This is a genomic window from Ramlibacter alkalitolerans, assembly GCF_016722765.1.
In the GTDB taxonomy this organism is placed as follows: domain Bacteria; phylum Pseudomonadota; class Gammaproteobacteria; order Burkholderiales; family Burkholderiaceae_C; genus Ramlibacter; species Ramlibacter alkalitolerans.
This window is the reverse complement of record NZ_JAEQND010000004.1, coordinates 267,076-292,097: the sequence shown is the minus strand read 5'-3', so window position 1 is coordinate 292,097 and position 25,022 is coordinate 267,076. Positions and strand designations below refer to the sequence as shown.

Genomic DNA, 25,022 nt, shown 5'->3' with positions numbered 1-25,022 from the left:
CCGAGAACCTGCAAGGAGTACACGAAGTGAATCGATTCCCCACGCGCCGCACGGCCGTCGCCGCCATGCTGGTCCTGGCCACCGCCGCTGCCCACGCGGCCGGCTTCCCGTCGAAGACGATCCGCCTGCTGGTCGGCGCCTCGGCCGGCGGCACCACCGACACGCTGGCGCGCGAGATCGCCGAGGACATGACGAAGACGCTGGGCCAGCCGGTGATCGTGGAGAACAAGCCGGGCGCCGGCGGCAACATCGCCGCGCAGGAAGTCGCCCGCGCGCCGGCCGACGGGCACACGCTGCTGGTGTCCTTCACCAGCCACACGATGAACGCGTCGCTGTTCAAGAAGCTGCCCTACGATCCGGTCGCCGACTTCACGCCCATTGCGCTGCTGGCCCAGGTCTCGAGCGTGCTGGTCACCCGCACCGACGCGCCTTTCCAGAGCCTGGCCGACGTGCTGGCCCAGGGCCGCAAGGAAAAGCAGGGCCTCACGTTCGCGATCGGCGGCACCGGCTCCTCGCTGCACATGGACACCTACGAGTTCGAGCTCGCCAGCGGCGTGAAGGTCACGCAGATCCCGTTCAAGGGCACCAGCCCCGCGCTGGCGGACGTGCTGGCCGGCCACGTGGACCTGATGTTCGCGCCGGTGAACGGTGCCCGTCCGCTGATCCAGTCCGGCAAGCTGCGCGCCCTGGCCGTTGCCGGCACGAAGCGCATCGCCGCCTTCCCCGACGCACCGCCGATCACCGAGCAGATCCCGAAGTACACGACCAACTACGGCTGGTTCGGTGTGCTCGGCCCGGCCAAGCTGCCCGCCGACGTGACGCGCGCGCTCAACGCCGCGGTGAACAAGGCGATGCAGCAACCCCGCGTGAAGGCCCGCCTGGAGGCCGACGGCAGCACTCCGGAGCTCGGCACGCCGGAGCAGTTCGGGACCTTCCTGGCGGCGGACCTGAAGCACTGGGCCTCGCAGACCAAGGCGTTCGGCATCAAGCCCGAGTAAGGGCTGCGGGATCACGCCGAGGCTGGAGCCAGCCCCGCGCGACCTGGCGCCATCGCAGCAAGGTAGCGCGGTCATAATGCTCGGCAGGATCCCGGAGGAGGGCACTGCCATGAAGAGCGAAGTGAGCGTCACGTTCAAGGATGCCGCACCTGTGCGGATCAACCTGGAACACGCGGAGCCGATGACGGCGGAGGCGGCGCGAGCCTGGCTCGATCAACAGTTCACCGAACTGGAATGCGAGCCCCTGCGCCTCACGGGCAAGCTCCTGAATGCCGACAAGGTGCTGCTGGTGGCCCGGGCGGTGGGTCCCTCCGGCTTCGCGGACCCCGAATGGGCGCAGCAGTTCGGCCGTTGCGCGAGTGCAGCGCTCGGCAGACCGGTGGTGCACGTCGACGTGCCGGGGGCCAGCGTCGGGTACTGAAGCTGCCTGACCTGCCGGACGATGCAGTTCAGCCGGCGGTGCAGCACCGATGCACAGCGCAGATCACCGGGTCGACGCGACGCGCCCGGTGCCGGCATGCCTGACCCCGCTGCGGCGTTCGGCCCCGGGCGACGGGGTTTCCGCGACCGAACGGGGCGCCTCGGCGGCGAGGCTCAGCCCCGCGGGGTGGCGATAGAAGGCCGATGCGTAGTCGTAGCCTTGCGATGCGATGACACGGCGGGCGACGATGGCGGGGTGCTCGCCGTTGGCCTGGGCCTGGGCCAGGGGTGCAGCGGCCAGCAAGGCCAGGGCGATGAATGCGAATTTCATGATGTTCCTGAGGATGGGGAAGGGCGCTGCAGCGCAAGGGCAAGGCAGGGTGGGTGCCTGCCGCTCCTGGACGGCGCGGTTCGAGGCGGGTCACCAGGGTGCTGGTGCGGACGCTTGAGGGTTCCGATTGTCGCGGTTCGGGGCCGCGCAAGCACTGACGAAGATCATGTGCGCGCCGCGGCGGCACGCAACTTGTCCTTCTTGCTGGGCCTCTTGCCCTTCACCCCGCCGACGCCTTCCGAAGCCACGGGCGGGACGGCCACCTCCACCGGCTCGAAACCCTTCACCTGCTCGCGCGGCAGGCTCATTTGCTGGCGCTTCTCGATCAGGCGGAAGTGGGCCTGCGTTCCGGCGCCAGCGAAGCTCACGGCCATGCCCTGCGCGCCGGCGCGTCCCGTGCGGCCGATGCGGTGGACGTAGTCGTCGGGGGAGCGCGGCAGGTCGTAATTGACGACGACGTCCAGCCCCGGGATGTCGATGCCGCGGGCCGCAAGGTCCGTCGTCACCAGGACCTTGCAGCGGCCGTCCCTCAAGTCCTGCAGCACCTGGCTTCGTTGCGACTGGCTCATCTCGCCGTGCAGCGACGCGGCATGCATGCCGCGGCCGGCGAGTTTGCGCGCGACGTGCTCCGTCGCGTAGCGGGTGGCGACGAAGACCAGCACGCGCCGCCAGCCGCCCTCCTGCACCAGGTGGCGCAGCAACTCCGTGCGGCGTCCCGGGTCCACCAGGATCACCCGCTGTTCGATGGCGGGTGCGGCCCGCGCTTCGCCGGCCACCTCGATGCGCACGGCGTCGCGCAGCAGGCCGTCGGCGAGGGCCTGCACCTCCGGCGCGAAGGTGGCGGAGAACAGCACGTTCTGGCGTTCGGCGGGGAGCGCGGCGAGCACGCGTTCGCGTTCCGCCGCGAAGCCGAAGTCCAGCAGGCGGTCCGCCTCGTCGAGCACCAGGGCTTCGACGGTATCCAGGCGCACCGCGTTGCGATCCAGGAGGTCCAGCAGCCGCCCCGGCGTGGCCACCACGACGTCGGCGCCGCCGCGCAGGCGCATCATCTGCGGGTTCACGGACACGCCGCCATAGAGCACCGCGACCTTCAGCGGCCGCGCGAAGGAGGCGCCGAGCCGGCGGAACACCTCGCCGACCTGCTGCGCCAGTTCGCGCGTGGGCACCAGCACGAGCACGCGCACGCGCCTGAACGCGTGCTGCCGTCCGGCCACGCGCCGCTGCAGCAGCGGCAGCGCGAAGGCCGCGGTCTTGCCGGAGCCGGTGGGCGCCAGTCCCAGCACGTCCTGGCCACGCAACAGCGGCGGAATGGCCTGCACCTGGATCGGCGTCGGATGCACATAGCCCACGTCGCTGCACGCGCGCGCGAGCTCGGCGGACAGGCCCAGCGCGGCGAAGGCCGGCGTCGGCAAGGCGGGCGATGCGGGCTCGGTACCGGGAGCGCCTGGCGCTGCGGGATGCATCGTGGTTCCAGGCCGGCTACACGCGCGTGACGCTCACGTCCATCTGCGTCACTTCCAGCGGGCCGTACTCGGACAGGAATGCAACGTCCGCGGCGTCGCGGCCGCGCGCGACGACCACCCGCCCGCCGCGCGGCTCCTCCTGGGTGGCGTCGAAGGCGTACCAGCGGCCGCCGAGGAAGACCTCGTACCAGGCGTGCATGTCCATCGGATCGAGTTCATGCAGGTAACCGACGACGATGCGGGCCGGCATCATGAGGCTGCGGCTCAGGGCGATGCCCACGTGGGCGAAATCGCGGCACACGCCGGCACGGCAGCCCAGCGTGTCCATGGCGCAGGTGCTCGCCTCGCTCACGCCGTAGCGGTAGTCGATGTTCTCGCGCATCCAGCTCTCGATGCGCTTGGCCTGCGGGTAGCCCGGTGGGCAGCCCTGCACGATCTCCCTGGCCCGCTCCGACATCTTGTCGCTCGGGCAGTAGCGGCTTTGCAGCAGGTACTGCAGCGCTTCGTCCGGCAGCTGCGCCGGCGGCACCTGCGGCGCGGCCAGGTCGACGTCGATCTGGTCCGGCACTTCCACCTCGTGCTCCACGTCCAGCACGCTTTCGCCTTCGGGGAGCGTGAAGCGCTGGCACAGGTTGCCGTAGCCGTCGACGTATTCGGTGGCGGGCACCCACGGCTCGATGTCGTAGCGCTCGCGCACGATCCACTGCGTCGCACCGCTGCGCGGACGCAGCAGGGCGAGGACGGGGCAGGCCTCCTCGCAGCGGAGGGCAATGCGATTGCGGGTGCGGAGTCTCATGGTCGCAGCAATGATGGGCCATCCGGGCAATCTCGGCCGTAGGAAGGTACCGCACAGGCGCGTGGAGCGCGCCTACACCCTGGCCGCGCGAGAAGACCCGGCGAAGCTTGCCAGAATTCGGTGGAGGCTTGCTGCGCGCGGGCCGCTGCCTATACTGTCCCTCATGGCCTTGCTGCTGTCACGTTCGCACCCGAAGGGCACCTGCATGCCGCGGCCCTTGCCGGCACCGCCATCGCACGCGTGCTGCGCCGCGCTGCGCGGGCTGGTGCTGCATCGCACCGCCGCACATTCCTGAGCCCGGCGGCCGCACTTCCTTCCAGCGCAGCTTCGACCGCCGGGCCAACTCCGCGCCAACCCGAGCCCGCGCAGGGCTCCAGTCCGATGGAGTTCGTTTCATGAATGCCGCAACCCTTGGCGAGCGCACGCTCTCCGAACTCGATTTCTGCCGGCTCGCGCAACTGCGCGGCGCCGACGCGCCCGGCGAACTGGCGGAACTGCTCGGTGGCGCAGAGGTCGTGCAGGCCACGCTCGTGCCGTCCGACGTCGTGGCCATGTATGCGCAGGTGGACCTGCGGGATGTGGCCACCGGCCGCCGCCATCGCTTCGTGCTTTGCTATCCCGGCCAGACGGAGCCGCGCGAAGGCTACATCTCCGTCCTGTCGCCGATCGGGATGGCGCTGATCGGACTGCGCGTCGGGAGCATCGCTTGCTGGGAATCACCGACCGGGCTGCCCTGCCGCGCGCGCGTGATGGCCGTTTCGCGCATCGCGCAGTTCACCGCCTAGACGGCGCGGGCGCTGCGGGCACGCCGCCGGTCGACACCGCCATCCTGTTCGCAATCCAGCCACTGACGAAAGGACATGACCATGGACACGCGTCTTCACCTGCTCGAATCGTTTGCGGCCGTCGGCTCCGACGGGCAGCGCTACAAGGTCTGCGGGTACGAACGCCTGGCGCTGGTGCCAGGCAACGCGGAGCGCTGGGAACCCACCGGCGTCGCCGAGTACCGGCTCGACGACGGCCGGCACGTGGAGATGGCGAAGGACGAGGCGATGCGGGTGGCGGGCTCGAACATCGTGCTGACCCGCGCAGCGGGCCTCTAGGCCAGGAGCCCGGGCGGCGGACCGCCGCCGCCATGCATGGGGGAACCAATTTCTGACACGGAGCGTCTGCCGCGCGGCGGACGGCGTCCAGGGCAGGGGCGTGCTGCGCTAGGATGGCCGCCCCGCTCCTGTGCTTCAACTCCAGGCGGGGTTCCAACGAGGACAACGAACCGGAGGAATCTCATGCAAGCATGGTCCACGGGCCTGAGGGCCCTGGGGTGGGCGGTCGTCGCGCTGATGGTGGTCGCGATCGCCTATGCGGGCTTCACCGCAGTCCGTTACTGGTCCGGCATCTCGGTGTAGCGCGAGGGGCACGCAATGAACAAGAAGCAGGCGCGCCTCTTCGCCATCGGTTCCACTGCGCTTGCCGCACTGGCGTTCCTGGGGCTGACCATCGACAGCCACCGCCAGTTCGGCAAGCTCACCAACGCCGACCGCATCACGGCGGATGTCTCGCGCGGGCAGGACGTCTGGCACGAGAACAACTGCATCAACTGCCATACGCTGTTCGGCGAGGGCGCCTACTACGCGCCCGACCTCACCAAGATCACCAAGCTGCGCGGCGAGGCCTACCTCACCGCGTACATGAAGGATCCGTCGAAGTTCTACGACGAGAACAAGCACCGGCGCCTGATGCCCAAGCAGAACATCAGCGAGCCTGACATCAAGGCGCTGATCTCCTTCCTCGACTGGGTGAGCAACGTGGATACGCAGGGCTGGCCGCCGCGCCCCATCCTCGTCACGGGTGCGAGCTTCCCGGGCACGGCCGGCGGCGGGGGCGGCGGGGCTCCGCCGGGCGCGCGCCCGGTCAGCGGCGCCGAGGACCCGATCGCGCTCGGCGAGAGCCTGTTCCGCAGCGCGCAGCCGGCCTGCGTCGCCTGCCATTCGGTGGCGCCCGGCGTCAACATGGCCGGACCTTCGCTCGCGGGGGTCAGCGCGCGCGCCGAGCAGTTGCTGGCCTCGGGCAGCTACAAGGGCGCGGCCAAGGACGTGGCCGGCTACATCCGCGAGTCCATCATGCAGCCCAGCGCGCATGTGGTTCCCGGCCCGATGTACTCGACCAACGGCACGTCCTTCATGCCGGCCACCTACGGCACGAGCCTCACGCCCGTCCAGATCGACCAGCTGGTCGCCTACCTGTCGTCGCTGAAATAAGGGGGAGCCGCCATGAGATACAAGTCGCAATCGGTGGCTTACTGGTATTTCGCCGTGGCCGTCGCCCTGTTCGGGCTGCAACTGGTGTTCGGCCTGCTGTCGGCCAGCAAGTACCTGGGCCCGGATCCGCTGCTGTACATCCTGCCGTTCGACGTGACGAAGGTGATCCACACCAACCTGCTGATCGTGTGGGTGCTCACCGGATTCATGGGCGCGACCTACTGGATGGTGCCCGACGAATCGCGCACGGAGCTGCACAGCACGAAGCTGGCGTACATCCAGCTGGTACTGTGGGTGGTGATGGGCGTGACGGCCATCATCGCCTACCTGTTTCGCTGGGGCACGGGCAACAAGCTGCTGGAGCAGCCGCTGCCGCACAAGGTCGTGATCGTGATCGTCATGCTCATGTTCCTCTACAACATCGTCATGACCATCCGCAAGTCGGGCCGCTTCACCACCACCGAGGGCGTGCTGCTGCTCGGGCTCGGTGCGGCGGCGCTGCTGTACCTGCCGGCGCTGCTGCACTTCAAGAACTACACGGTGGCGATCTTCTATCGCTGGTGGACCATCCACCTGTGGGTCGAAGGCGTGTGGGAGATGATCCAGGGCGGCTTCCTGGCCTACCTGCTGATCCGCCTGTCCGGCGCCGATCGCGAAGCCATGGAGAAATGGCTGTACGTGATCGTGGGGCTGGTGTTCATCGCCGGCATCCTCGGCACCGCGCACCATTACTACTGGGTCGGCGTGCCTGCGTACTGGCTGCCGCTCGGAGGCTTCTTCAGCGCCCTGGAGCCGCTGGCGCTGATCGGGATGGCCGTCTATGCCTACTCCGCGATCCGCCGCTCCGGCCTGGCGCACCCCAACAAGCTCGCGCTGCACTGGACGGTGGGCAGCGCCGTCTTCACGCTGTTCGGCGCCGGGCTGCTCGGGCTGGCCCACACCTGGCCGGGGGTGAACAAGTGGACGCACGGCACGCTCATCACGGCCATGCACGGCCACGCCGCCTTCTACGGTGCCTACGCGATGATCGTGCTGGCCATGATCTCCTATGCGCTGCCGGCGATGACGCGCCGCCCCGAGCAGGGCACGCCGCTCGGCTGGTGGGCGTTCTGGCTGCAGCTGGCCGGCATGTTCGGCATGACCCTGTCGTTCGCCACGGCGGGCATCGGCCAGGTCTACCTGGAACGCATCATGGGCCTGGGCTACCTGGACGCGCAGCTGAAGATCCAGGTCCACTTCCTGATGCTCATTGCCACGGCCAGCCTGTTCACCGTCGGCGCGCTGCTGTTCATCGTCGATTTCTTCCGGTACGCACCGCGCTTCGAGATCATCGGCGACGCCGACGCGGATGCGCTGCCGCCGGCGCGCGCGGCCACGGCCTGATGGACGCAGCGCGCAGCGAGCCCTACTACCTGCCGGCCGGCGACGAGGTGGCGCTGTTCGAACAGTGCCATCGCCGCCAGCTGGCCGTCATGCTCAAGGGGCCGACCGGCTGCGGCAAGACGCGCTTCGTCGAGTTCATGGCGTGGCGGCTGGGGCGGCCGCTCGTCACCATCTCCTGCCACGACGACCTCACGGCCAGCGACCTGGTCGGGCGGTTCCTGGTGCGGCAGGACGCCACTGTGTGGCAGGACGGGCCGCTCACGCGCGCCGTGCGCGAAGGCGCGCTTTGCTACCTGGACGAAGTGGTCGAGGCGCGGCAGGACACGGTGGTCGTCCTGCACCCGCTCACCGACCACCGGCGCGTGCTGCCGATCGAGAAGACCGGCGAGCTGCTGCCGGCCGCGCCGGGCTTCCAGCTGGTGATCTCGTACAACCCCGGCTACCAGCGCATGCTCAAGGACCTGAAGCCGAGCACGCGCCAGCGCTTCGTCGCGCTCGACTTCACCTTTCCGCCCCCCGAGCGCGAAGCGGTGATCGTGGCGCACGAGGGCGGCACCGACGCCGGCCACGCGCGCGCGCTGGTGGAGCTCGCCCAGCGGCTGCGCGCCCTGCAGGACCGCGGCCTGGCGGAAGTCCCGAGCACGCGGCTGCTGGTCGCCGCGGCACGCCTGATCGCCAGCGGCATCGAGCCGCGCAGCGCCTGCTACAGCGCGATCGTCTCGCCCCTGTCCGACGAACCGGCGCTGCTGTCGGCGATGCACGACCTGGTCGAAGCGACCTTCCCCTGATGGCCGAGGCGGAGGACGTCCTCGTCGATGCGGCCCGCCATGCGGTGGGCTTCGCGCAGGACCTGTGGGTGCGGCATCGCCGCCCCGTCGAGGGCCCTTCGACGCCGCGGCTGCCGGACGTCGCCCGCCGGCTGGACCTGCTGCTGTCGGCCGCCTTCGGGCGCAGTTTTCCGCTGCGCACGGCGCAGCCGCCGGTCGCACCCACCTGGCTGGGCCGCTGGATGGCACGCGACGCGCTGCCGCTGCAGCCGCGGGCGGTGCCCGCGACCGACGGCGATGCGCTGTGGCTGCCGGCCGACGCGCCGCCGGACGCCGGTGCGAGCGAGGCGGTGGAGCACTTCCGCGTGCTCGCCATGCACCAAGCCATGCGCGCCGTCCGCGGCAGCGCGCAGCGGGCCTGGCAGGCGGCCGCAGACGACGGGGTGGCGGATCTCTACCTGCTGCTGGAGGCCCGCGCCTGCGAGCATGCGCTGCAGATCCGCCTGCCCGGGCTGCAGCCGCAACTCGCGCGCTTGCGGCAGCGCGCGCTGGCCGAGCGGCCGCCGCTGTCGGCGTTTCCCGCGGCGCTGCAGCCGATGGAGCGGCTCGCGCGCGCCCTGCTGCAGGCCGGCGCCGCCAGAGTGAGCGCCGAGGGCCTGCCCGATCTCGCAGGCCTGCTGGTGCTGCCGGCTTCACCCGACGATGTGCTCGCCGCGGCGCGTGCCGTCGCGCCCTTGATCCAGCCGGCGCGAAAGCCGCGGGGTTCGCGCCCGGTGCTGTGGCGCGACGCCTGGACCGGCGAGTTCCGCGCGCTCCGGGCTGCGCCCTCCATCGCGCAGGGCGGCGACGCGCAGGAGCCGCAGGCGGGCGAGCGTCCGCGCAGCGCCCGGCTGGCGCGCTCGCCGCGCGTTCGGGAGGCGGCGGAGGACGAAGACGAGCGCCAGCCCGGCGCCTGGATGGTGCAGACCGCGCAGCCGCACGAGGCAGCGGAAGACCCGATGGGCCTGCAGCGGCCCACCGACCGCCAGGCGGACACCGCCGCCGAGGATTTCGCCGAAGCGCTGTCCGAACTGCCGGAGGCGCGCCTCGTGAGCACGCCGGGCCGCCCGCGCGAGGTGCTGCTGTCCGACGAGCCCGTGTCCGCCGCGCAGCGGCCCGCGGCGCCCCCTGGCGCGGCCACGGGCTCCGTGCTGCACTATCCGGAATGGGACTGGCGCTCCGGCGCCTATCGCCACCCGGGCGCCCAGGTGCTGCTGCAGCCGGCCGCGGAAGGGTCCGCGGAATGGGTCGCCCGCACGCTCGCGGCGCACGCCGCCATGCTGCACCAGATCCGCCGCCGCTTCGAGCTCCTGCGCGCACGCCGCACCACGCTGCGCCGCCAGCTGGATGGCGATGCGCCCGACCTGGATGCCTGGATCGAGGCCCGGGCGGACCTGCGCGCCGGCCTGCCCCTGGACCAGCGGCTGTACCAGCACGAACGCCGCGCCCGGCGCGACCTGGCCATCGTCATCCTGGTGGATGTGAGCGGTTCGACCGATGCGTGGGTGTCCGGCGGGCGCCGCATCGTGGACGTCGAGCGCGAGGCCCTGCTGCTCGTCTGCGTGGCGCTGGAAGGCCTCGGCGATCCCTACGAGGTGCTCGCGTTCTCCGGCGAAGGGCCGGCCGGCGTGGTGGTGCGCCCCATCAAGGGCTTCGCCGAGCCTTACGCTGCGCCGGTGGCCGCGCGCATCGCGGGCCTGGAACCGGAACACTACACCCGCGCCGGCGCCGCCATGCGGCACGCGATCGCCTCGCTCGCCGCCCGGCCCGCCAGCCACCGCCTGTTGCTGCTGCTGTCCGACGGCAAGCCGAACGACGTCGACGAATACGAGGGCCGCTACGGCGTCGAGGACATGCGGCAGGCGGTGGTGGAGGCGCGGCTGCAGGGGATCGCGCCGTTCTGCCTCACGGTCGACAGCCGCGCCGCCGACTACATCCCGGCGATCTTCGGCCCGCGCCACTATGCATGGCTGCCGCGTCCCGACCTGCTGCCGGCCGCCTTGCTCGAATGGTTGCGGCGGCTCGTCACGGCCTGACCGGGCCGGCTACAGCTCTTCGCGCGCCCTGAGCAGCGAAAGGCCGCCGGCGCGCCACACGCCGTGGACGATGGCCAGCGCCGCCGCCAGCACGGAGAGCGCGACCAGGCCCTGGCCGAGGCGGACCTGGTCGTCCAGCAGGTAGGCGTTGCACACGCGCAGCGGTGCGTCCTGGTAAAGCTGGCCCACCGCGGCCGTCATGGGCAGCACGTTGCCGAGGAAGAAGACCTGCACCGCCAGGCTGACCCGCGCCCAGGAGAGCTGCAGCGCCGCGCCGCAGGCGAGCAGGGCGAGCCACTTGAGCGCCTCCACGCGCGGATCGACCAGCGCCAGGTCCAGCAGGCGCGGGATCATCAGCACCATCAGCGTGAGCGCGCAGGCGAGCAGGCCGGCGACGCCCTGGGCATTCCAGGCATCGATGCCTGCGCGCGCCCGCGCGGGAAGGGTGCGCGCCAGCAGGAAGCCGGCGGCCACCAGCAGCGGAAACTGCACCAGCATGTGCAGGGTCATGCTCGCTTCGAGCCAGCGGCGCACCGGCGGCAGCGCGAGGACGGCCACGCCGGCCAGCGTCGCCAGGGTCTGCAGCCGCCTCACGGCTTGCCTCCTTCGGCCAGGTGGAGCGCGTAGTCGAGGGCGAGCTGCTGCTCGGCGAAGTCGAAGATGCGCAGCAGCCTTCCCTCGCGGTCGACGACCAGCAAGGCGGCGTTGTGCTGGAAGTCGCGCCCGTCCGGCACCACGACCACCCGGAAGGCATCCAGCAGCGTGCGCGTCTGCGTGGCCGTGGGCACGCGCACGAAGCGCCACCAGCGCGCATCGGCCGCCATGCGCTCGGCATAGGTGGCGAGCCGCGCCGGGTCGTCGCGCTCGGGGTCGAAGCTGATCGACACCAGTTGCACGTGCGGCGGCGTGGCGCGCGCCTGCAAGGCGGCCTGCATCTGCTGGAACACCGTGCCGCCGGCCAGGCACAAGGTCTCGCAATGCGTGTAGACGAACTCCACCACGCTGATGTCGCGGCCGTTCGCCAGCAGGCCGCGCAGCTCACCTGCCGCCAGCCCGGGACCTTGCACGGACACTGCGGGGGCGGGCACGGGAGCCAAGGCCACCTCGATGCGGCGCGCGCCTTCCTCGGTCCACACCTGGAAGCCGTGCGTGAGTCGCGCGGCCCCGGCGCAAGCGGCGCTCACGAGCGCGGCACAGACGACGGCGGTGCGCAGCATCAGCGGGCGAGGATCTTGTTGCGGCCGTGGAAGCGCAGCGGCGCGCCGCGCCCGGGGTCGGACTTGGGCAGCACGTCGGCCAGCGTGTACTCGTCGAGGTAGTTCATGAAGCTGCGCAAGGCCCCGTCCATCACGCCGGTGAGGTCGCAGCTGCCGTGCAGCATGCAGCTGTGGCCGCTGGAGAAGCATTCGACGATGAAGAAATCCGGCTCCATGGTGCGCACCACGTCGCCGAGCCGGATCTCGGAGGCGGGCCGCCCGAGCCGGATCCCGCCGCCCTTGCCGCGCGTGGTCTCCAGCCAGCCGCCGAGGGCGAGCTGGTGCGTGATCTTCATCAGGTGCGTCTGGGAGATGTCGTAGGCGGCCGCCACCTCGGCGATCGTGCAGAGGCGCTCCGGCCGCTGCGCGACGTACATCAGCAGCCGGATGGCGAAATCGGTCATGCGCGCAAGCCGCATTGCAGGTCCTTTGGGTCAGGGGGAACGGGCGGCCAGGGCCCCGAGCTCCGCGCCGCCGCCGAAGGGCTTCTCGCGCGGATTCTGCTTGCGTTCGCCGGTGAACAGCTCCGCGGGGACGGCGCCGGCCTGGTTGCCCCAGCTCGTTCGGATGTAGCTCGCCACGGCGGCCAGTTCGGCGTCGCCCAGGCGGGCGAAGGAAGGCATGCTGCCCTTGTAGGGATGGCCCTTCACCGTGAGCTCGCCCTCGACGCCGTGCAGCAGGATATTGGCGAGCACGCGCGGCTCGCCCTGCACCCATTCCGATCCGTCGAGCGGCGGGAACACGCCGGGCACGCCGGTGCCGGCCGCCTGGTGGCAGGCGACGCAGTTGGCGGCGAAGACCTGCTTGCCGTCGACGGCGCCGGCGGCACCCGCGCCCGGCCGCAGGTCGGCCAGCGTGCGGCGATCGCCCAGGCCCGGCATGCCGAAGGGCTCGGAGAACAGGATGTAGCCGGCGCCGGCCAGCACCATCGCGAGGGTGATGCCGGCCACCAGCAACGGGATCGGCTGGCTGCGCTCGGTGGGGTCGGCGGTTTCGCGCAGCTGCGCGGGCGTCGGCGCGGGGGCGGGAATCGGCATGGTGTCTTCGGTCTCGGGATCAGGGTTGGGGCGCGGCGGGCAGCACGGGATAGGTGTGGTCCAGCGCCTGCAGGTACTTCACCAGGTCCAGCGCCTCGGGGGTGGGCACGACCACCTGGCCTTCCGCGGGGGCGAAGCCCGGGGGCAGGGCGAGCGGCTGTTCGCCTTCGCGCTGCGCCTCGCCCGCATCCTTCACCGTGAACAGGAAGGGGTAGGAAGGCATGATCGATTCCTTCACGTAGGCGCGCGGCTGGTACAGGTGCCCGAGCTGCCATTCCTTGCTCGGCTGACGGGCGCCGATGTTGAACAGGTCCGGCCCGGTGCGCATGCTTCCCAGCAGGTGGGGCTTGTCGTATACGTAGTCGCCGGGCACCGAGGCGCGGCCCCAGCCGCGTTGCGCGTCGGGGGCGAGCGCGCGGTCGCGCGGCTGCTGGCTGTGGCAGTAGACGCAGCCGTTGGCCACGTACACGGCGCGCCCGCGCAGTTGCGAGGCGGTGTACGGCCGCAGCTTGGCCGGTGCAGGGACATCGCTCACCTGCAGGTAGGGCAGCACCACGAGGGCGGCGGTCGCCACGCCGAGGGCGACCATCGCGCCGGCGGCCAGCTTGGTTTCATTTTCCATACGCGAGCTCCAGGTCCTCGGGGCGCGCCGTCCCGAACAGGGCGGCACCGGTGCGCATCGGCCCGAAGCGCAGCGCCATCGCGAGGAAGTGGCCGACGAAGACGACGTGGCTGGCCAGCATCAGGCAGCCGCCCACGGAACGCCATTCCAGGTAAGGCCGCGTGAGCGTGACCGAGGCCATGAAGTCGCGCGCCGGATCGAGCATCGCGAGGCCCTGCAGCCAGCCGCCGATGGTGAGGGCGACGAAGTAGATCGCGATGCCGGTCGCGGCCAGCCAGAAATGCACGGTGATCAGGCGCGGATACGGCCACTCCCAGTTCAGCACGCGGGGCAGCATGAAGTAGATGGCGCCGAACAGCACCATGCTGACGAAGCCGTAGGCGCCCAGGTGCGCATGGCCCACCGTGTAGTGGGTGAAGTGCGTGATGGCGTTGACGCTGCGCAGCGCCTCCATCGAGCCTTGCAGCGAGGAGGCCAGGTAGACCAGGCCGCCGAACATCATGAAGCGCAGCGTGGGCGACCAGCGCGCCAGGTGCATGCGGCCCTGCAGCGTGCCGCCCATGTTGATCGTGAAGGCGATCACCGGGATCACCATCATCAGGCTCTGCACGATCGACAGCGTGACCAGCCAGCCCGGCACCGGGCCGCCGATCAGGTGGTGCCCGCCGACCTGGCCGTAGAAGAAGGCCAGCGTCCAGAAGCCCAGGAGCGACAGGTTGTACGAGCGCACCGGCCGGCCGATGATCTTCGGCAGGAAATAGTAGATCGCGCCCACGCTCACCGGCGTGAACCACAGGCCCAGCACGTTGTGGCCGTACCACCAGTTGGTGGTGGCCTGCTGCACGCCGGTGTGCACGCCGGGCAGCTTGGCCACCACGAACAGCAGCGTCACCCACAGCAGGCCCGCGACCAGGTACCAGACGCTCACGTAGAGGTGTTCGGTGCGCCGGTTCACCAGCGTGGTCAGCACCGGGAGGATGATCATCGCGAGGCCGGCGACCAAGAACAGGCCGATCTGCCACGGGATCTCCAGGTACTCCATGCCGTCGCTCCAGCCCATGGCGATGGCGCCGATGCCGGCGGCGATGCCGGTGTTGATCAGCGCGCCACCGAGCAGCGTCCACGGGGCGCCGCGCAGTTCCGTGCGCAGCAGCCGCGGCAGCAGCCACAGGATCAGGCCGAGCGCCGCATTCGTGATCCAGCCATAGAGCACCGCCGTCAGGTGCACCGTGCGGATGCGGCCGAAGGTGAGCCAGCCTTGCTGCACCAGCCAGTCGGGCGCGTGCAGCTTGATCGACGAGGTCAGGCCCGCGACGGATCCGAGCAGCAGCCAGAAGCAGGCGAAGGCCGCGAACATGAAGACGGGCAGGGCGCTGGAGCGGTCCGCCAGCACCCGCGCGCGCAGGTCGGCGGCGTCGGCGCCGGGCGGCGGCGCGGCGGTCGCCGCCGCCTGCAGCGAGTGCTGCTGCGCGGCGTGCAGGGCGGGGTCGTCCACCCGGCCCACCTCGCCGCGGGCGAAGATCACCGAGGCCGCGGCCGGGTTTTCCACCAGCAGGCCCTGGCGCAGCGACCAGATGAAGGCGAACAGGCCGAGGAGCGACAGCAGGAAGGCCGCGAGCAGGCTGAGGGCTGCGCTGTCCATCACGCCACTCCTTCCTGCGCGCCGGCCGCGCGCGCGGCCTGGTAGCCGTACCAGAGGCTTTCCGCGATCCGCAGGGCGAGATCGTTCGCGCGTTGCGTCATGGGCGCGTTGTCGAGCGTGGCCGTGGTCTGGTGGAACAGCGCCAGCCAGCGCTGGAACAGGGAGGCGCTCAGTCCGGGCAGCACCGCGTGCTTGGGCATGGGCGCGCCGCGGAAGCGCGCGGTCCCGCGCAGCGCGCCGGACCAGAAGTCCACCATGGTGGCCAGGTGCCGGTCCCAGTGCCGGACGTGGGTGTCGAAGATGGGGCCGAGCAGGGGGTCCTGCCGGACCCGTGCATAGAAGCCGTGCACCAGCCGGGTCACTTCTTCCTCGGTGCAGAGATCGGGGGTGGGCATGTCGCGTCGTCTTGTCGAAGAGCGGAGATTATAAGATGCACTGAATATGAATCTTTGTGGCGCGGGAATGCCGGTGGGCTGCAAGGGACAACAACGGTACCAACAGAAGGGTCACTGGGCTTTCGGCGCGCGGCAGCATCTACAATAAGATTCATCAAAGACTCATGTTCAAGTGCCCGCGCACCGGAACCGCCGCCATGACCACCGACGCCTTCGCCTCCTTCCCCTCCTTCTTCGACGAAGCGCCGGTGATCCGGGTCCAGGACCCGCTGGCGGAGTTCCTGGGGGCCGTGCGCGACGGGCAGCTGGAATACCGCTATGCGCACGCCGTGCAGTTCGCCGGCCACTCGTGCCCCACGGTGGCGAGCGCCTTCCTCATGACGCGCGCCGCGCTGCGCGCGCTGTACCCCGACGCGCTGCCGCGACGCGGCGAACTCCGGGTCGAACTGCGTGATCCGGCGACCGAAGGGGTGACGGGCGTGATCGGCGGAGTCGCCGGCTTCCTCACCGGCGCGGCGGGAGAGGGCGGCTTCCACGGCATCGGCGGGCGCTTCGTGCGCCAGGGCCTGCTCGCGTACGGCGCGCCCATCGCCACGCAGATGCGCTTCACGCGGCTCGATACCGGCACGACCGTCGGCGTGTCGGCCGACCTGCGGCCCGTGCCGGGCGACCCGCAAGCCATGGAGCTGATGCCGCTGTGCGTGCGCGGCGTCGCGTCGCCCGAGCAGCAGGAGGCGTTCCGCGCCGCCTGGCAGGACCGGGTGCGCCGCCTGCTCCTGCAGCATGCGGACGACCCCCGCGTGATCGTCGTGCTGCACGCTGCGGGCGGCGTGCAATGAACGCCGCCGTCCTCGCCTTCGGCCGCTCCGGCGCAGCGGGACGCGCGGCCTACGGCGCCCCGCACCCGCGCGATGCCTGGGCGGTCGCGCCGCGCCGCCGGGTGCATTGCGGCGAGATCCTGTTCCTCGAGGGCGATCGCTGCCGCAGCCTGTACCGGGTGCGCAGCGGCACCTTCAAGACGACCGTCGCGACGCCGGACGCGGGCGAGCAGGTCACGGGATTCCAGCTCGCGGGCGACATGCTGGGGCTGGACGGCCTGGCCAGCGACTGCCATGCCAGCACCGCTGTCGCGCTGGAGGACTCGGAAGTCGTCGTCTTCCCCCACACCGATACGGAGCTCGAAGGGATGACGCCCCTGCAGGCGAGCCTGCCCCACCTGCTGGCCCGCGAACTGGTGCGCAAGCAGAAGCTGGCGGTGCTGCTGTCCTGCATGAACGCGGAGCAGCGCGTCGCCTCCTTCCTGCTGAACCTGTCGCACCGGCTGCATGCCCGCGGCTATTCGGCCACCGAGTTCCACCTGCGCATGACGCGGCGCGAGATCGGCAGCTACCTGGGCGTGAAGATCGAGACGGTCAGCCGCACGTTCACCGAAATGCACCGGCGCGGCCTGCTGCGGGTGGATGGCCGGTCCATCGTCCTGCTGGACCGGCAGGCGCTCCTGTCCCTGTTCGACGAACTGCCGCTGCGCGCCCGCGTCGCCGCCACCGAAAGGGTGCTCCATGCCTGACAGCGCCACCGACGCGCCGCTCGCACGCGCGCTGCAGCAAACCTACCGGCACGGCTTCGTCACCGACGTCGAGTCCGATTCCCTGCCCCCGGGGCTGGACGAAGCCACCGTGCGGGAGATCTCGCGGCGCAAGCGCGAGCCCGACTTCCTCCTGCGCTGGCGCCTGGCCGCGTTCCAGCGCTGGCAGTCCATGGCGCCGCCGGACTGGGCGCACCTGCGCATGGAGCCGCCGGACTTCCAGGCGCTGTCGTACTACTCCGTCCCGAAGTCGCTGAAGGACGGACCCAAGAGCCTGGCGGAGGTCGACCCCAAGCTGCTGGAGACCTACGAGAAGCTGAACGTGCCGCTGCACGAGCGCGCGCGGCTCGCGGGCGTCGCGGTCGACGCGGTGTTCGACAGCGTCTCGGTCGGCACGACCTTCCGCGAGCAGCTGGCGAAGGCGGGCGTGATCTTCTGCTCCTTCTCGCACGCGGTGGAGCACCATCCGGAGCTGGTCGAGCGCTACCTGGGATCGGTGGTGCCGCCGGGCGACAACTTCTACGCCGCCCTGAATTCGGCGGTGTTCTCCGACGGCTCCTTCGTCTACGTGCCGGCGGGCGTGCGCTGCCCGATGGAGCTGTCCTCGTACTTCCGGATCAACGCGCGCAACACCGGGCAGTTCGAGCGCACGCTGATCATCGCCGAGGCCGGCAGCGAAGTGAGCTACCTCGAAGGTTGCACCGCGCCGCAGCGCGACGAGAACCAGCTGCACGCGGCGGTGGTCGAACTTGTCGCCCACGACGATGCGCGCATCAAGTATTCCACGGTGCAGAACTGGTACCCGGGCGACGAGCGCGGGCGCGGCGGCATCTACAACTTCGTCACCAAGCGCGGGCTGTGTGCCGGCCAGCGCTCGCGCATCGCGTGGACGCAGATCGAGACCGGCTCGGCGATCACCTGGAAGTACCCCAGCGTGGTGCTGCGCGGCGACGGCTCCAGCGGCGAGTTCCACTCGGTCGCGGTGTCCAACCACTTCCAGCAGGCCGACACCGGCACCAAGATGATCCACATCGGCCGCGACACCACCAGCCGCATCGTGGCCAAGGGCATCAGCGCCGGCCACGCGCACAACAGCTACCGCGGCCTGGTGCGGGTGGCGCCCACGGCGCAGGGCGCGCGCAACCACACCCAGTGCGACTCGCTGCTGATCGGCGGCGACTGCGGCGCCCACACCTTCCCCTACGTGGAGGCGGCGCGGGCCGACGCGCAGGTGGAACACGAGGCGACCACCACCCGCATCTCCGAGGAGCGCCTGTTCTACGCCCGCCAGCGCGGCCTCGACGCCCAGGAGGCGACGGCGCTGATCGTCGGCGGCTTCTGCCAGTCGGTGCTGGCGGAGTTGCCGATGGAGTTTGCGCTCGAGGCGCGCTCGCTGCTGGCCGTCTCGCTGGAAGGCGCCGTCGGCTGAAGACCATGACCAGGAAAGAACCCATGCATCCCACCCCACCCGTGCTGCAGGTGCAGGACCTGCGCGTCGAGGTTGCCGGCCGCAACGTGCTGGAATCCGTCTCGCTGCAGGTGAGTGCCGGGGCCGTCGTCGTCCTCATGGGCGCCAACGGCAGCGGCAAGAGCACCCTCGGCCTCGCGCTGGCGGGCCATCCCCGTCTGCGCGTGACCGGCGGCCGCGCCCTGCTGGCCGGAGCGGACCTGCTCGCGCTGAGCGTGGAGGCGCGCGCCCGCGCCGGGCTGTTCGTCTCCTTCCAGGCCCCGCCCGACATCCCGGGCGTGAAGAACAACCTGTTCGTGCGCACGGCCGTCAATGCCGTGCGCGAAGCGCGCGGCGAGGCGCCGCTGGACGCCTTCGACTTCCTCGGCGAAGCGCGCGGCGCGGCCCGCGGCGTGGGCCTGCCCGAGGCGATGCTGAACCGGCCGGTGAACGAGGGTTTCTCCGGCGGCGAGCGCAAGCGCAACGAGCTGCTGCAACTGGCCATGCTCAAGCCGCGCCTGGCGATCCTGGACGAGATCGACTCCGGCATGGACGTCGACGGCGTGCGCGCGACCGTGGACCTGGTCCGCTCGCTGCGGGCGCAGGGCACCGGCTTCCTGGTCATCTCCCACTACCAGCAGCTGATCGAGTCGCTGGCACCCGACGCCGTGCTGCGCCTGGACCGCGGCCGCATCGCGCAGAGCGGCGGGCTCGAGATGGTGCACGACATCGCCCGCAGCGGCTACGTGCGCGCGCCCGCCGCGCTGGAGGCCTGAGCGATGGACACGGCCCTCGACCCGCGCCGCGCCGCCCGCGCGCATCTTGCGGCGCACGGTTGGATTCCGCGCCGCGCCGAACTGTTCCGGCACCTGCCGCCGCCGCCCGCGGCCGCCTGGCTGGGCGAGGAAGGCCGCGAAGACAGCGGACCGCCGGACTGCGGCTGGTCCTTGCGTGAAGTGCCCGGCGTCCCTCCGGGCGCGGCGGCACTGCGCTGGTTCGACATGGCGAAGCCGGCGCAGCGTGTCAGGTTGATGTCGGCCGTTCCGTCCCCGGGCGACGACGATGCGGCCGCCTTCGCCTGGGCGCATCGTGCGTTGCTGCGCCACGCCTTGCGGGTGCGCGTCGGCGCGACGGCGCCGGGCGCAGCGCCCACCCTGCTGCACCTGGAGCACCGCGGCCACGGGGCGGTCGAAGCCCCGCTGCTGCTGCTGGAACTGCAGGCCGGTGCCCGCTGCGTGCTGCTGGAGACGCACGCCTTCGCACCGGGCGCAGCGGTCACCCAGAACCTGCAGCTGCACGTGATGCTGGAAGAGGGCGCGCAGCTGCAGCACCTGCGATCCGTCCTTCCCGGCGCCGGCGACCGCGTGGCCCACCACGTGCACGCGCGGCTGGAGCGCGAGGCCGCGTACGCGCAGTGCCTGCTGGCGACCGGCGGCGCCTACCACCTGCAGCGCAACGTGTTCGAGCTCAAGGGCGAGGGTGCGTCCGTCGCGACGGCGGGGGTGCTGCTGGCGGCGAACGGTGCGCTGGAGCAGCAGGTGCTGGCCCGCCATGCGGCGCCCCGCACGCGCAGCGGCATCGAGATGCTCGCGCTGCCCGGCGCCACCGCGCAGGTGGTGGCCAGCGCGCACACCCGCATCGCCGCCGGCTGCGACGACGCGCAGGCCCGCCAGCGCCTGGCCGGCATCCCCGTCGCCGGGCAGCCGCGCATCGTGCTGCGCCCGCACCTGGAGATCCACCACGACCAGGTGCAGGCCGCGCACGGCGCCACCTGGGGCGCCTTGCCCGAGGAGGCGCTGTTCCATGCGCGCCAGCGCGGCATCGCGGAGGCGCAGGCCCGCGCGCTGATCGTCGCCGGCCTGGCCCGGGCGGTGCTCGCGCGCGCGATCGACGACGAAACGCTGCCCGCGCAGATGCGGCTGGAAGAAGCACTGTCCGCGGCGCTGGCGCGCCAGTTCGACCTGGACCCGCAGGAGGCCGGCCATGGGTGACCTGCTCTCGGCGCGCACGCTGGCCGGCGGCTTCGAAGGCGTGGCGCAGCAGGTGCATGGCGCACCGCTCGCCTACCTGGACAACGCCGCAACCACCCACATGCCGCGCACGGTGCGCGACGCGATGGCGGCCTTCGAGCAGGAAAGCCGGGCCAACATCCATCGCGGCGTGCACACGCTCAGCCAGCGTGCGACGGACGCCTTCGAGCAGGCCCGCGCGCGGCTCAAGCGCTTCATCGGCGCCGGCGCGCAGCACGAACTGGTCTTCACTTCGGGCACCACCGAATCGCTCAACCTGGTCGCCGGCGGCCTGTCCGATGCGGCGCTCGCGCTCCCGGTGCTGCGTGCCGGCGACGAGATCGTCACCACCGCGCTCGAACATCACGCCAACCTGGTGCCGTGGCAGTGGGCCGCGCGCCGCAGCGGTGCCCGCCTGCTGGTGCTGCGCCCGGATGCAGCCGGACGGCTGCACCCCGACGACCTGGCGCAGCTGCTGGGGCCGCGCACGCGCGTCTTCGCGCTCACCGCCTGCGCCAACGCCACCGGCGAGCGGCCGCCCTACGAGGCGCTGCTGGCCCTGGCGGCCGAAGCGGGCGCGCTCACGGTGCTGGACGCGGCCCAGGCGATGGCGCACGAAGTGCCGCAGCTGGCGCAGCTCGAATGCGACTTCCTGGCCTTTTCCGGCCACAAGATGTACGGCCCGATGGGCATCGGCGTGCTGGCGGGCCGGCGCGCCGCGCTGGAGCGGCTGGCGCCGTCGCGCCTGGGTGGCGACATGGTGGAATGGGTCAGCGAGAGCGACGCGGGGCTGGCCGAACTGCCCGCCCGGCTGGAAGGCGGCACGCCCAACGTCGCCGGCGCGGTGGGGCTCGCCGCGGCGGCCGATTACATCGACGTGGTCGGGCGCGATGCGATCGACGCGCACGTGCGGGCCCTGCGCGCCCATGCGGTCCAGCGCCTGGCCGCGCTGCCCGGCGTGACCGTGCTCGCCCCGCACGCGAACGCGTCGGCCATCGTGTCCTTCGTCGCCGACGGGGCGCATCCGCACGACATCGGCACGCTGCTGGACGCGCACGGGATCGCGGTGCGCACCGGCCACCACTGCGCCCAGCCGCTGCTGGCGTGCCTGGGCGTCGGGCCGACCACCCGGGCCTCCTTCGCCATCTACAACACGCACGAGGAAGTCGAGCGGCTGGCCGAGGCCGTGGCCCACGCGCTGGAGGTGCTGCGATGAACATCGTCGGCGACGACCTGTACCAGGACCTGGTGCTGGAACACAAGCGCGCCCCGCGCCACTTCGGCCCCATTGCCGCGCCCACGCACGAAGCGCAGGGCCGCAACCCGCAATGCGGCGACGAGGTGCGGGTGCAATTGAGGCTGGCGGACGATCGCATCGCCGACATCGGCTTCACCGGCCAGGGCTGCGCCATCTGCATCGCCTCGACTTCGATGATGACCGAGGCCGTGCTGGCTGCCGACGTGGCCACCGCGCAGGCCTGGACGCAGCGCTTTCGCGCCGTGCTCACCGGCGAGGCCGAGCCCGAAGCGGCGTCGCTGGGCAAGCTGGTGAGCCTGGCGGGTGTGCGCCAGTACCCCTCGCGCATCAAGTGCGCCCTGCTCGGGTGGCATGCCCTCATGCACGCTTTGCAGGAACCGGTGCCAGCCGCCGCGGAGGCCAGCGCGTGAAAGCCAGGCGCGAATCGGTGATCGTGCGCCGTCCGGTCACCGTCGACCGCATCCCCGATGGCACGACGCTGGAACTGGACCCCGGGACACTGGGGCAGATCACGCAGGCGCTCGGCTCCAACTTCACGCTGGTGGTCGAGGGGCAGCTGGTGCGGCTCAAGGGCAGCGATGCCGATGCGATCGGGAAGCCGGTCCCGGCGCCGGAACCCGAAGGCGACCACGGGGAAATGGATCTCGAGGCCCGCATCTGGCGCACCCTGGCGACCTGCTACGACCCCGAGATCCCGATCGACATCGTGGAGCTGGGCCTGGTCTACCGGTGCGAGCCCGGGCCGCTGCCGGATGGCCGCACCCGGATCGAAATCGACATGACCCTCACGGCGCCCGGCTGCGGGATGGGCGACCTGCTGGCCGAGGAAGTGGCCGACAAGGTGCTGGAGTTGCCGGAAGTCGGCGAGGTGAAGGTCAACATGGTGTTCGACCCGCCGTGGGACCGCTCGCGCATGTCCGAAGCCGCGCAACTGGCGTTGGGGCTCTGACGCGGCTTCAGCGGTCCGTCCGGCGCGCCGACTTCAGCACGTCGGCGATCTGGAAGGCCAGCTCCAGGCTCTGCGAACCGTTCAGGCGCGGATCGCAGGCGCTGCGGTAGCGGCTGGCCAGACCTTCGTCCGTCAGCGCCTGCGCGCCGCCGCGGCACTCGGTGACGTCCTGCCCGGTCATCTCGAAGTGCAGTCCGCCGGGATGCGTGCCCTCCTGCGCGTGCGCCGCGAAGAAGCCGCGCACCTCCTGCAGGATGCGTTCGAAGTCGCGCGTCTTGTAGCCGCTGGCGGCGGTGACGGTGTTGCCGTGCATGGGATCGCAGCACCACACGGGTGTGCGCCCCGCGCGGCTGACGGAGCGCAGCAGCGCCGGCAGGCGTTGCGTGACCTGCTCGCTGCCCATGCGGCTGATCAGGACGATGCGGCCCGGATCCTGCTGCGGATCGAGCACGTCCAGCAGGCGCAGAACGTCGTCGGCGTCCGCCGTCGGCCCCAGCTTCACGCCGATCACGTTGCTCACGCCGCGCAGGTATTCCACATGGGCGCCGTCGACCTGGCGCGTGCGCTCGCCCAGCCACAGCATGTGCGCGGAGCCCCCGTACCAGCCGCCGTCGCGTTCGCTCTCGCGGGTCAGCGCTTCCTCGTAGTGCAGGTGCAGCGCCTCGTGCGAGGTGTAGAACTCCACGGCGTGCAGTTGCGGCGCGCGGGCCGCGTCGAAGCCGCAGGCCTGCATGAAGGCCAGCGACTGCGTGATGCGCTCGGCGAGCTCCTCGAAGCGCTCTCCCTGGGGACTGGCGCGCACGAAGTCCGCCGTCCAGCGATGCACCTCGTGCAGGTCGGCGAAGCCGCCCTGGGCCAGGGCGCGCAGGAGGTTGAGGGTCGCGGCGGAGTGGGCATAGGCGGTGAGCAGCCGGGCCGGATCCGGTTGCCGTGCCTCGGCCGTGAAGGCGCTGCCGTTGATGATGTCGCCGCGGTACGAAGGCAGGGTCACCCCTGCGACGGTCTCCGAATCCGAGGACCGCGGCTTGGCGAACTGGCCGGCGATGCGGCCGACCTTCACCACCGGGCAGGCTGCGGCGTACGTGAGCACGACCGCCATCTGCAGGATCACGCGGAACGTGGATTCGACGGGATGCTGGCCCACCTCGTCGAAGCTTTCGGCGCAGTCCCCGCCCTGCAGCAGGAAGGCCTCGCCGCGCGCCACGGCCGCGAGGCGCTGCCGCAATTGCGAGATCTCGCCGGGAAAGATCAGCGGGGCCAGCGCGCGCAGCCGTGCTTCCGCGTCGTGCAGCGCAGGCGCAGCGGGATAGGCCGGCAGCTGCCGCGCCGGGCGGGCGCGCCAGGAAGAAGGGCTCCAGGGTTCCATCCGCGGATCTTAGACGGCCGCGCGCGGGCCGCCGCTGCGCGCGGCCGGGGCCATGCCCCCTAAGCGCCGTCGCCGGCCTCGTAGGCCTGGGCCAGCGCGGCAAAGACGGCGGCATGGCGCCTGTCCTCGACATCCGTCTTGCGGCAGGCCCACGCCACCTGCCGCGCCGGAGCGGCGGCGCCGAGCGTGACCTCGCGAAATGCATAGGCGCGGTGCAAGGGTGCGCGCGGACGCGGGATCACCGAGACACCGAGGCCTTCGGCGACCATGCCGATGATGGCGTCGGTGGCGGCGAGTTCGTAGGCGGCCCGCTTGTCGGGACAGAGCCGGCGCACGTACTGCGCCGCCACCCGCCCGCCGGTCAGCGTGCGCTCGTACTGGATCCACGGGTAGCGGCGCAGGAGCTGCTGGGCGCCCAGGTTTTCGGCGTCCGCCGGCGCGACCAGCACGAAGGGCACGCGGGCAAGGTCGCGCCAGGCCAGGCGGCTCGACCCGCCGCGCGGAGGCCGCACGAGGACGGCGGCGTCCAGCCGGCCCGCACTCACCCCGGCCTGCAGCGGCGCGCTCACGTCGAGCGTCAGTTGCACCGTCAGCCCCGGGTGCCGGTCGCGCAGCAGGCGCAAGGCCCGCGGCAGCACCGAGTTCTGCACGCTGGTGATGGCGCCCAGGCGCAGCATGCCCGAAACCGCCAGCGGGCTGCGGGCGCGGAAGCCCTCGATCGTGGCCAGCGCGGTGGCCGATGCCGCGGCGAGTTCGCGCGCGACCGGCGTCGGCACCGCGGTGCGGCCCGAGCGGTCGAACAGCGGCCGGCCGATGTACGCCTCCAGCTGCTTCATCTGCAGGCTGACGGCGCTGGCGGTCACGCCCACTTCGCGCGCAGCGGCGGTGAAGCTGCCGGTGGACAGCACGGCGCCCAGCGTTTCGAGAGCGGCCAGTTTCATGAGGGAAACTCAAGTGAGAGTTGA

General features: G+C 71.4%; 28 protein-coding genes. 16 read left to right on the top strand and 12 right to left on the bottom strand.

Annotated elements, in window-relative coordinates; genetic code table 11:
* The first annotated feature begins 26 nt into the window (after positions 1-26).
* Positions 27-998, top strand: coding sequence for a Bug family tripartite tricarboxylate transporter substrate binding protein (locus JI746_RS08845; RefSeq protein ID WP_201688605.1), 972 nt, complete (start codon positions 27-29; stop codon positions 996-998).
* Between the two features lie 109 nt (positions 999-1,107).
* Positions 1,108-1,419 (top strand): hypothetical protein, encoded by a 312-nt coding sequence (locus tag JI746_RS08840; RefSeq protein ID WP_201688604.1) that lies wholly within the window; start codon positions 1,108-1,110, stop codon positions 1,417-1,419.
* 63 nt (positions 1,420-1,482) lie between these two features.
* Here JI746_RS08840 and JI746_RS08835 read toward each other — a convergent pair whose 3' ends face one another.
* From JI746_RS08835 to JI746_RS08825, 3 genes are all read right to left on the bottom strand, one after another.
* Positions 1,483-1,749, bottom strand: coding sequence for a hypothetical protein (locus tag JI746_RS08835; protein WP_201688603.1), 267 nt, complete (start codon positions 1,747-1,749; stop codon positions 1,483-1,485).
* Between the two features lie 164 nt (positions 1,750-1,913).
* On the bottom strand, positions 1,914-3,212 hold the full coding sequence (locus JI746_RS08830; RefSeq protein WP_201688601.1) for a DEAD/DEAH box helicase: 1,299 nt from the start codon (positions 3,210-3,212) through the stop codon (positions 1,914-1,916).
* Positions 3,213-3,228: 16 nt separating this feature from the next.
* Complete coding sequence (locus tag JI746_RS08825; RefSeq protein WP_201688599.1) at positions 3,229-4,008, bottom strand: transglutaminase family protein; 780 nt, start codon at positions 4,006-4,008, stop codon at positions 3,229-3,231.
* 395 nt (positions 4,009-4,403) lie between these two features.
* Between JI746_RS08825 and JI746_RS08820 the strand changes: the two genes are divergently transcribed.
* The 6 genes from JI746_RS08820 (at position 4,404) to JI746_RS08795 (ending at position 10,491) form a co-directional block, all read left to right on the top strand.
* Complete coding sequence (locus JI746_RS08820) at positions 4,404-4,793, top strand: GreA/GreB family elongation factor (protein ID WP_201688597.1); 390 nt, start codon at positions 4,404-4,406, stop codon at positions 4,791-4,793.
* Positions 4,794-4,874: 81 nt separating this feature from the next.
* Positions 4,875-5,111, top strand: coding sequence for a hypothetical protein (locus JI746_RS08815; protein ID WP_201688592.1), 237 nt, complete (start codon positions 4,875-4,877; stop codon positions 5,109-5,111).
* A gap of 318 nt (positions 5,112-5,429) precedes the next feature.
* The gene (locus tag JI746_RS08810; RefSeq protein ID WP_201688590.1) at positions 5,430-6,266 is read left to right on the top strand and encodes a c-type cytochrome; all 837 of its coding nucleotides are present in this window, start codon (positions 5,430-5,432) and stop codon (positions 6,264-6,266) included.
* A 12-nt stretch (positions 6,267-6,278) separates the two neighbouring features.
* On the top strand, positions 6,279-7,649 hold the full coding sequence (locus JI746_RS08805; protein WP_201688589.1) for a cbb3-type cytochrome c oxidase subunit I: 1,371 nt from the start codon (positions 6,279-6,281) through the stop codon (positions 7,647-7,649).
* A complete protein-coding gene (locus tag JI746_RS08800; RefSeq protein ID WP_201688588.1) occupies positions 7,649-8,437 on the top strand; it encodes a CbbQ/NirQ/NorQ/GpvN family protein in 789 nt (262 codons plus the stop codon). Before JI746_RS08805 ends, JI746_RS08800 begins: the two co-directional genes overlap by 1 nt.
* Positions 8,437-10,491 carry a VWA domain-containing protein gene (locus JI746_RS08795; protein ID WP_201688587.1) on the top strand — a complete coding sequence of 685 codons (2,055 nt, stop codon included), beginning with the start codon at positions 8,437-8,439 and terminating at the stop codon, positions 10,489-10,491. The genes JI746_RS08800 and JI746_RS08795 overlap by 1 nt, the downstream gene beginning before the upstream one ends.
* Before the next feature lie 9 nt (positions 10,492-10,500).
* Here the strand turns inward: JI746_RS08795 and JI746_RS08790 are convergent, their stop codons facing one another.
* From JI746_RS08790 to JI746_RS08760, 7 genes are read right to left on the bottom strand one after another with little or no spacing between them, the layout of a single operon-like run.
* A complete protein-coding gene (locus tag JI746_RS08790; RefSeq protein WP_201688584.1) occupies positions 10,501-11,085 on the bottom strand; it encodes a hypothetical protein in 585 nt (194 codons plus the stop codon).
* Positions 11,082-11,708, bottom strand: a complete 627-nt coding sequence (locus JI746_RS08785) for an SCO family protein (protein WP_201688583.1) — start codon at positions 11,706-11,708, stop codon at positions 11,082-11,084. The genes JI746_RS08790 and JI746_RS08785 overlap by 4 nt, the downstream gene beginning before the upstream one ends.
* Positions 11,708-12,151 carry an RrF2 family transcriptional regulator gene (locus JI746_RS08780; RefSeq protein WP_408004085.1) on the bottom strand — a complete coding sequence of 148 codons (444 nt, stop codon included), beginning with the start codon at positions 12,149-12,151 and terminating at the stop codon, positions 11,708-11,710. Before JI746_RS08780 ends, JI746_RS08785 begins: the two co-directional genes overlap by 1 nt.
* A 30-nt stretch (positions 12,152-12,181) precedes the next feature.
* A complete protein-coding gene (locus tag JI746_RS08775; protein WP_201688581.1) occupies positions 12,182-12,784 on the bottom strand; it encodes a c-type cytochrome in 603 nt (200 codons plus the stop codon).
* A gap of 19 nt (positions 12,785-12,803) precedes the next feature.
* Positions 12,804-13,406, bottom strand: coding sequence for a cbb3-type cytochrome c oxidase subunit II (locus JI746_RS08770; protein ID WP_201688579.1), 603 nt, complete (start codon positions 13,404-13,406; stop codon positions 12,804-12,806).
* Entirely contained in the window at positions 13,396-15,048 is a 1,653-nt protein-coding gene (locus JI746_RS08765; protein WP_201688577.1) for a cbb3-type cytochrome c oxidase subunit I, read from the bottom strand. The genes JI746_RS08770 and JI746_RS08765 overlap by 11 nt, the downstream gene beginning before the upstream one ends.
* Positions 15,048-15,443 (bottom strand): group III truncated hemoglobin, encoded by a 396-nt coding sequence (locus JI746_RS08760; protein WP_201688573.1) that lies wholly within the window; start codon positions 15,441-15,443, stop codon positions 15,048-15,050. The genes JI746_RS08765 and JI746_RS08760 overlap by 1 nt, the downstream gene beginning before the upstream one ends.
* Before the next feature lie 197 nt (positions 15,444-15,640).
* On the opposite strand from JI746_RS08760, the gene JI746_RS08755 reads away from it, so the two are divergent.
* Genes JI746_RS08755 through sufT form a run of 8 tightly spaced genes read left to right on the top strand, consistent with a single transcriptional unit; the run spans position 15,641 to position 22,691 of the window.
* Positions 15,641-16,282, top strand: coding sequence for an FmdE family protein (locus tag JI746_RS08755; protein WP_201688572.1), 642 nt, complete (start codon positions 15,641-15,643; stop codon positions 16,280-16,282).
* Positions 16,279-17,010 carry a helix-turn-helix domain-containing protein gene (locus JI746_RS08750; RefSeq protein WP_201688570.1) on the top strand — a complete coding sequence of 244 codons (732 nt, stop codon included), beginning with the start codon at positions 16,279-16,281 and terminating at the stop codon, positions 17,008-17,010. The genes JI746_RS08755 and JI746_RS08750 overlap by 4 nt, the downstream gene beginning before the upstream one ends.
* A complete protein-coding gene (gene sufB, locus JI746_RS08745) occupies positions 17,003-18,457 on the top strand; it encodes a Fe-S cluster assembly protein SufB (protein ID WP_201688565.1) in 1,455 nt (484 codons plus the stop codon). Before JI746_RS08750 ends, sufB begins: the two co-directional genes overlap by 8 nt.
* A 23-nt stretch (positions 18,458-18,480) precedes the next feature.
* Positions 18,481-19,251: a Fe-S cluster assembly ATPase SufC gene (gene sufC / locus JI746_RS08740; protein WP_201688564.1), complete on the top strand. Its 771-nt coding sequence runs from the start codon at positions 18,481-18,483 to the stop codon at positions 19,249-19,251.
* A gap of 3 nt (positions 19,252-19,254) precedes the next feature.
* Positions 19,255-20,466 carry a SufD family Fe-S cluster assembly protein gene (locus tag JI746_RS08735; RefSeq protein WP_201688563.1) on the top strand — a complete coding sequence of 404 codons (1,212 nt, stop codon included), beginning with the start codon at positions 19,255-19,257 and terminating at the stop codon, positions 20,464-20,466.
* On the top strand, positions 20,459-21,700 hold the full coding sequence (locus JI746_RS08730; RefSeq protein ID WP_201688562.1) for an aminotransferase class V-fold PLP-dependent enzyme: 1,242 nt from the start codon (positions 20,459-20,461) through the stop codon (positions 21,698-21,700). Before JI746_RS08735 ends, JI746_RS08730 begins: the two co-directional genes overlap by 8 nt.
* Entirely contained in the window at positions 21,697-22,152 is a 456-nt protein-coding gene (gene sufU, locus JI746_RS08725; protein ID WP_201688561.1) for a Fe-S cluster assembly sulfur transfer protein SufU, read from the top strand. Before JI746_RS08730 ends, sufU begins: the two co-directional genes overlap by 4 nt.
* Positions 22,149-22,691, top strand: a complete 543-nt coding sequence (gene sufT, locus JI746_RS08720; RefSeq protein ID WP_201688559.1) for a putative Fe-S cluster assembly protein SufT — start codon at positions 22,149-22,151, stop codon at positions 22,689-22,691. The genes sufU and sufT overlap by 4 nt, the downstream gene beginning before the upstream one ends.
* 7 nt (positions 22,692-22,698) lie before the next feature.
* Here sufT and JI746_RS08715 read toward each other — a convergent pair whose 3' ends face one another.
* Complete coding sequence (locus tag JI746_RS08715; protein ID WP_201688557.1) at positions 22,699-24,057, bottom strand: class II 3-deoxy-7-phosphoheptulonate synthase; 1,359 nt, start codon at positions 24,055-24,057, stop codon at positions 22,699-22,701.
* A 59-nt stretch (positions 24,058-24,116) separates the two neighbouring features.
* A complete protein-coding gene (locus JI746_RS08710; RefSeq protein ID WP_201688555.1) occupies positions 24,117-24,998 on the bottom strand; it encodes a LysR family transcriptional regulator in 882 nt (293 codons plus the stop codon).
* Positions 24,999-25,022: the final 24 nt, after the last annotated feature.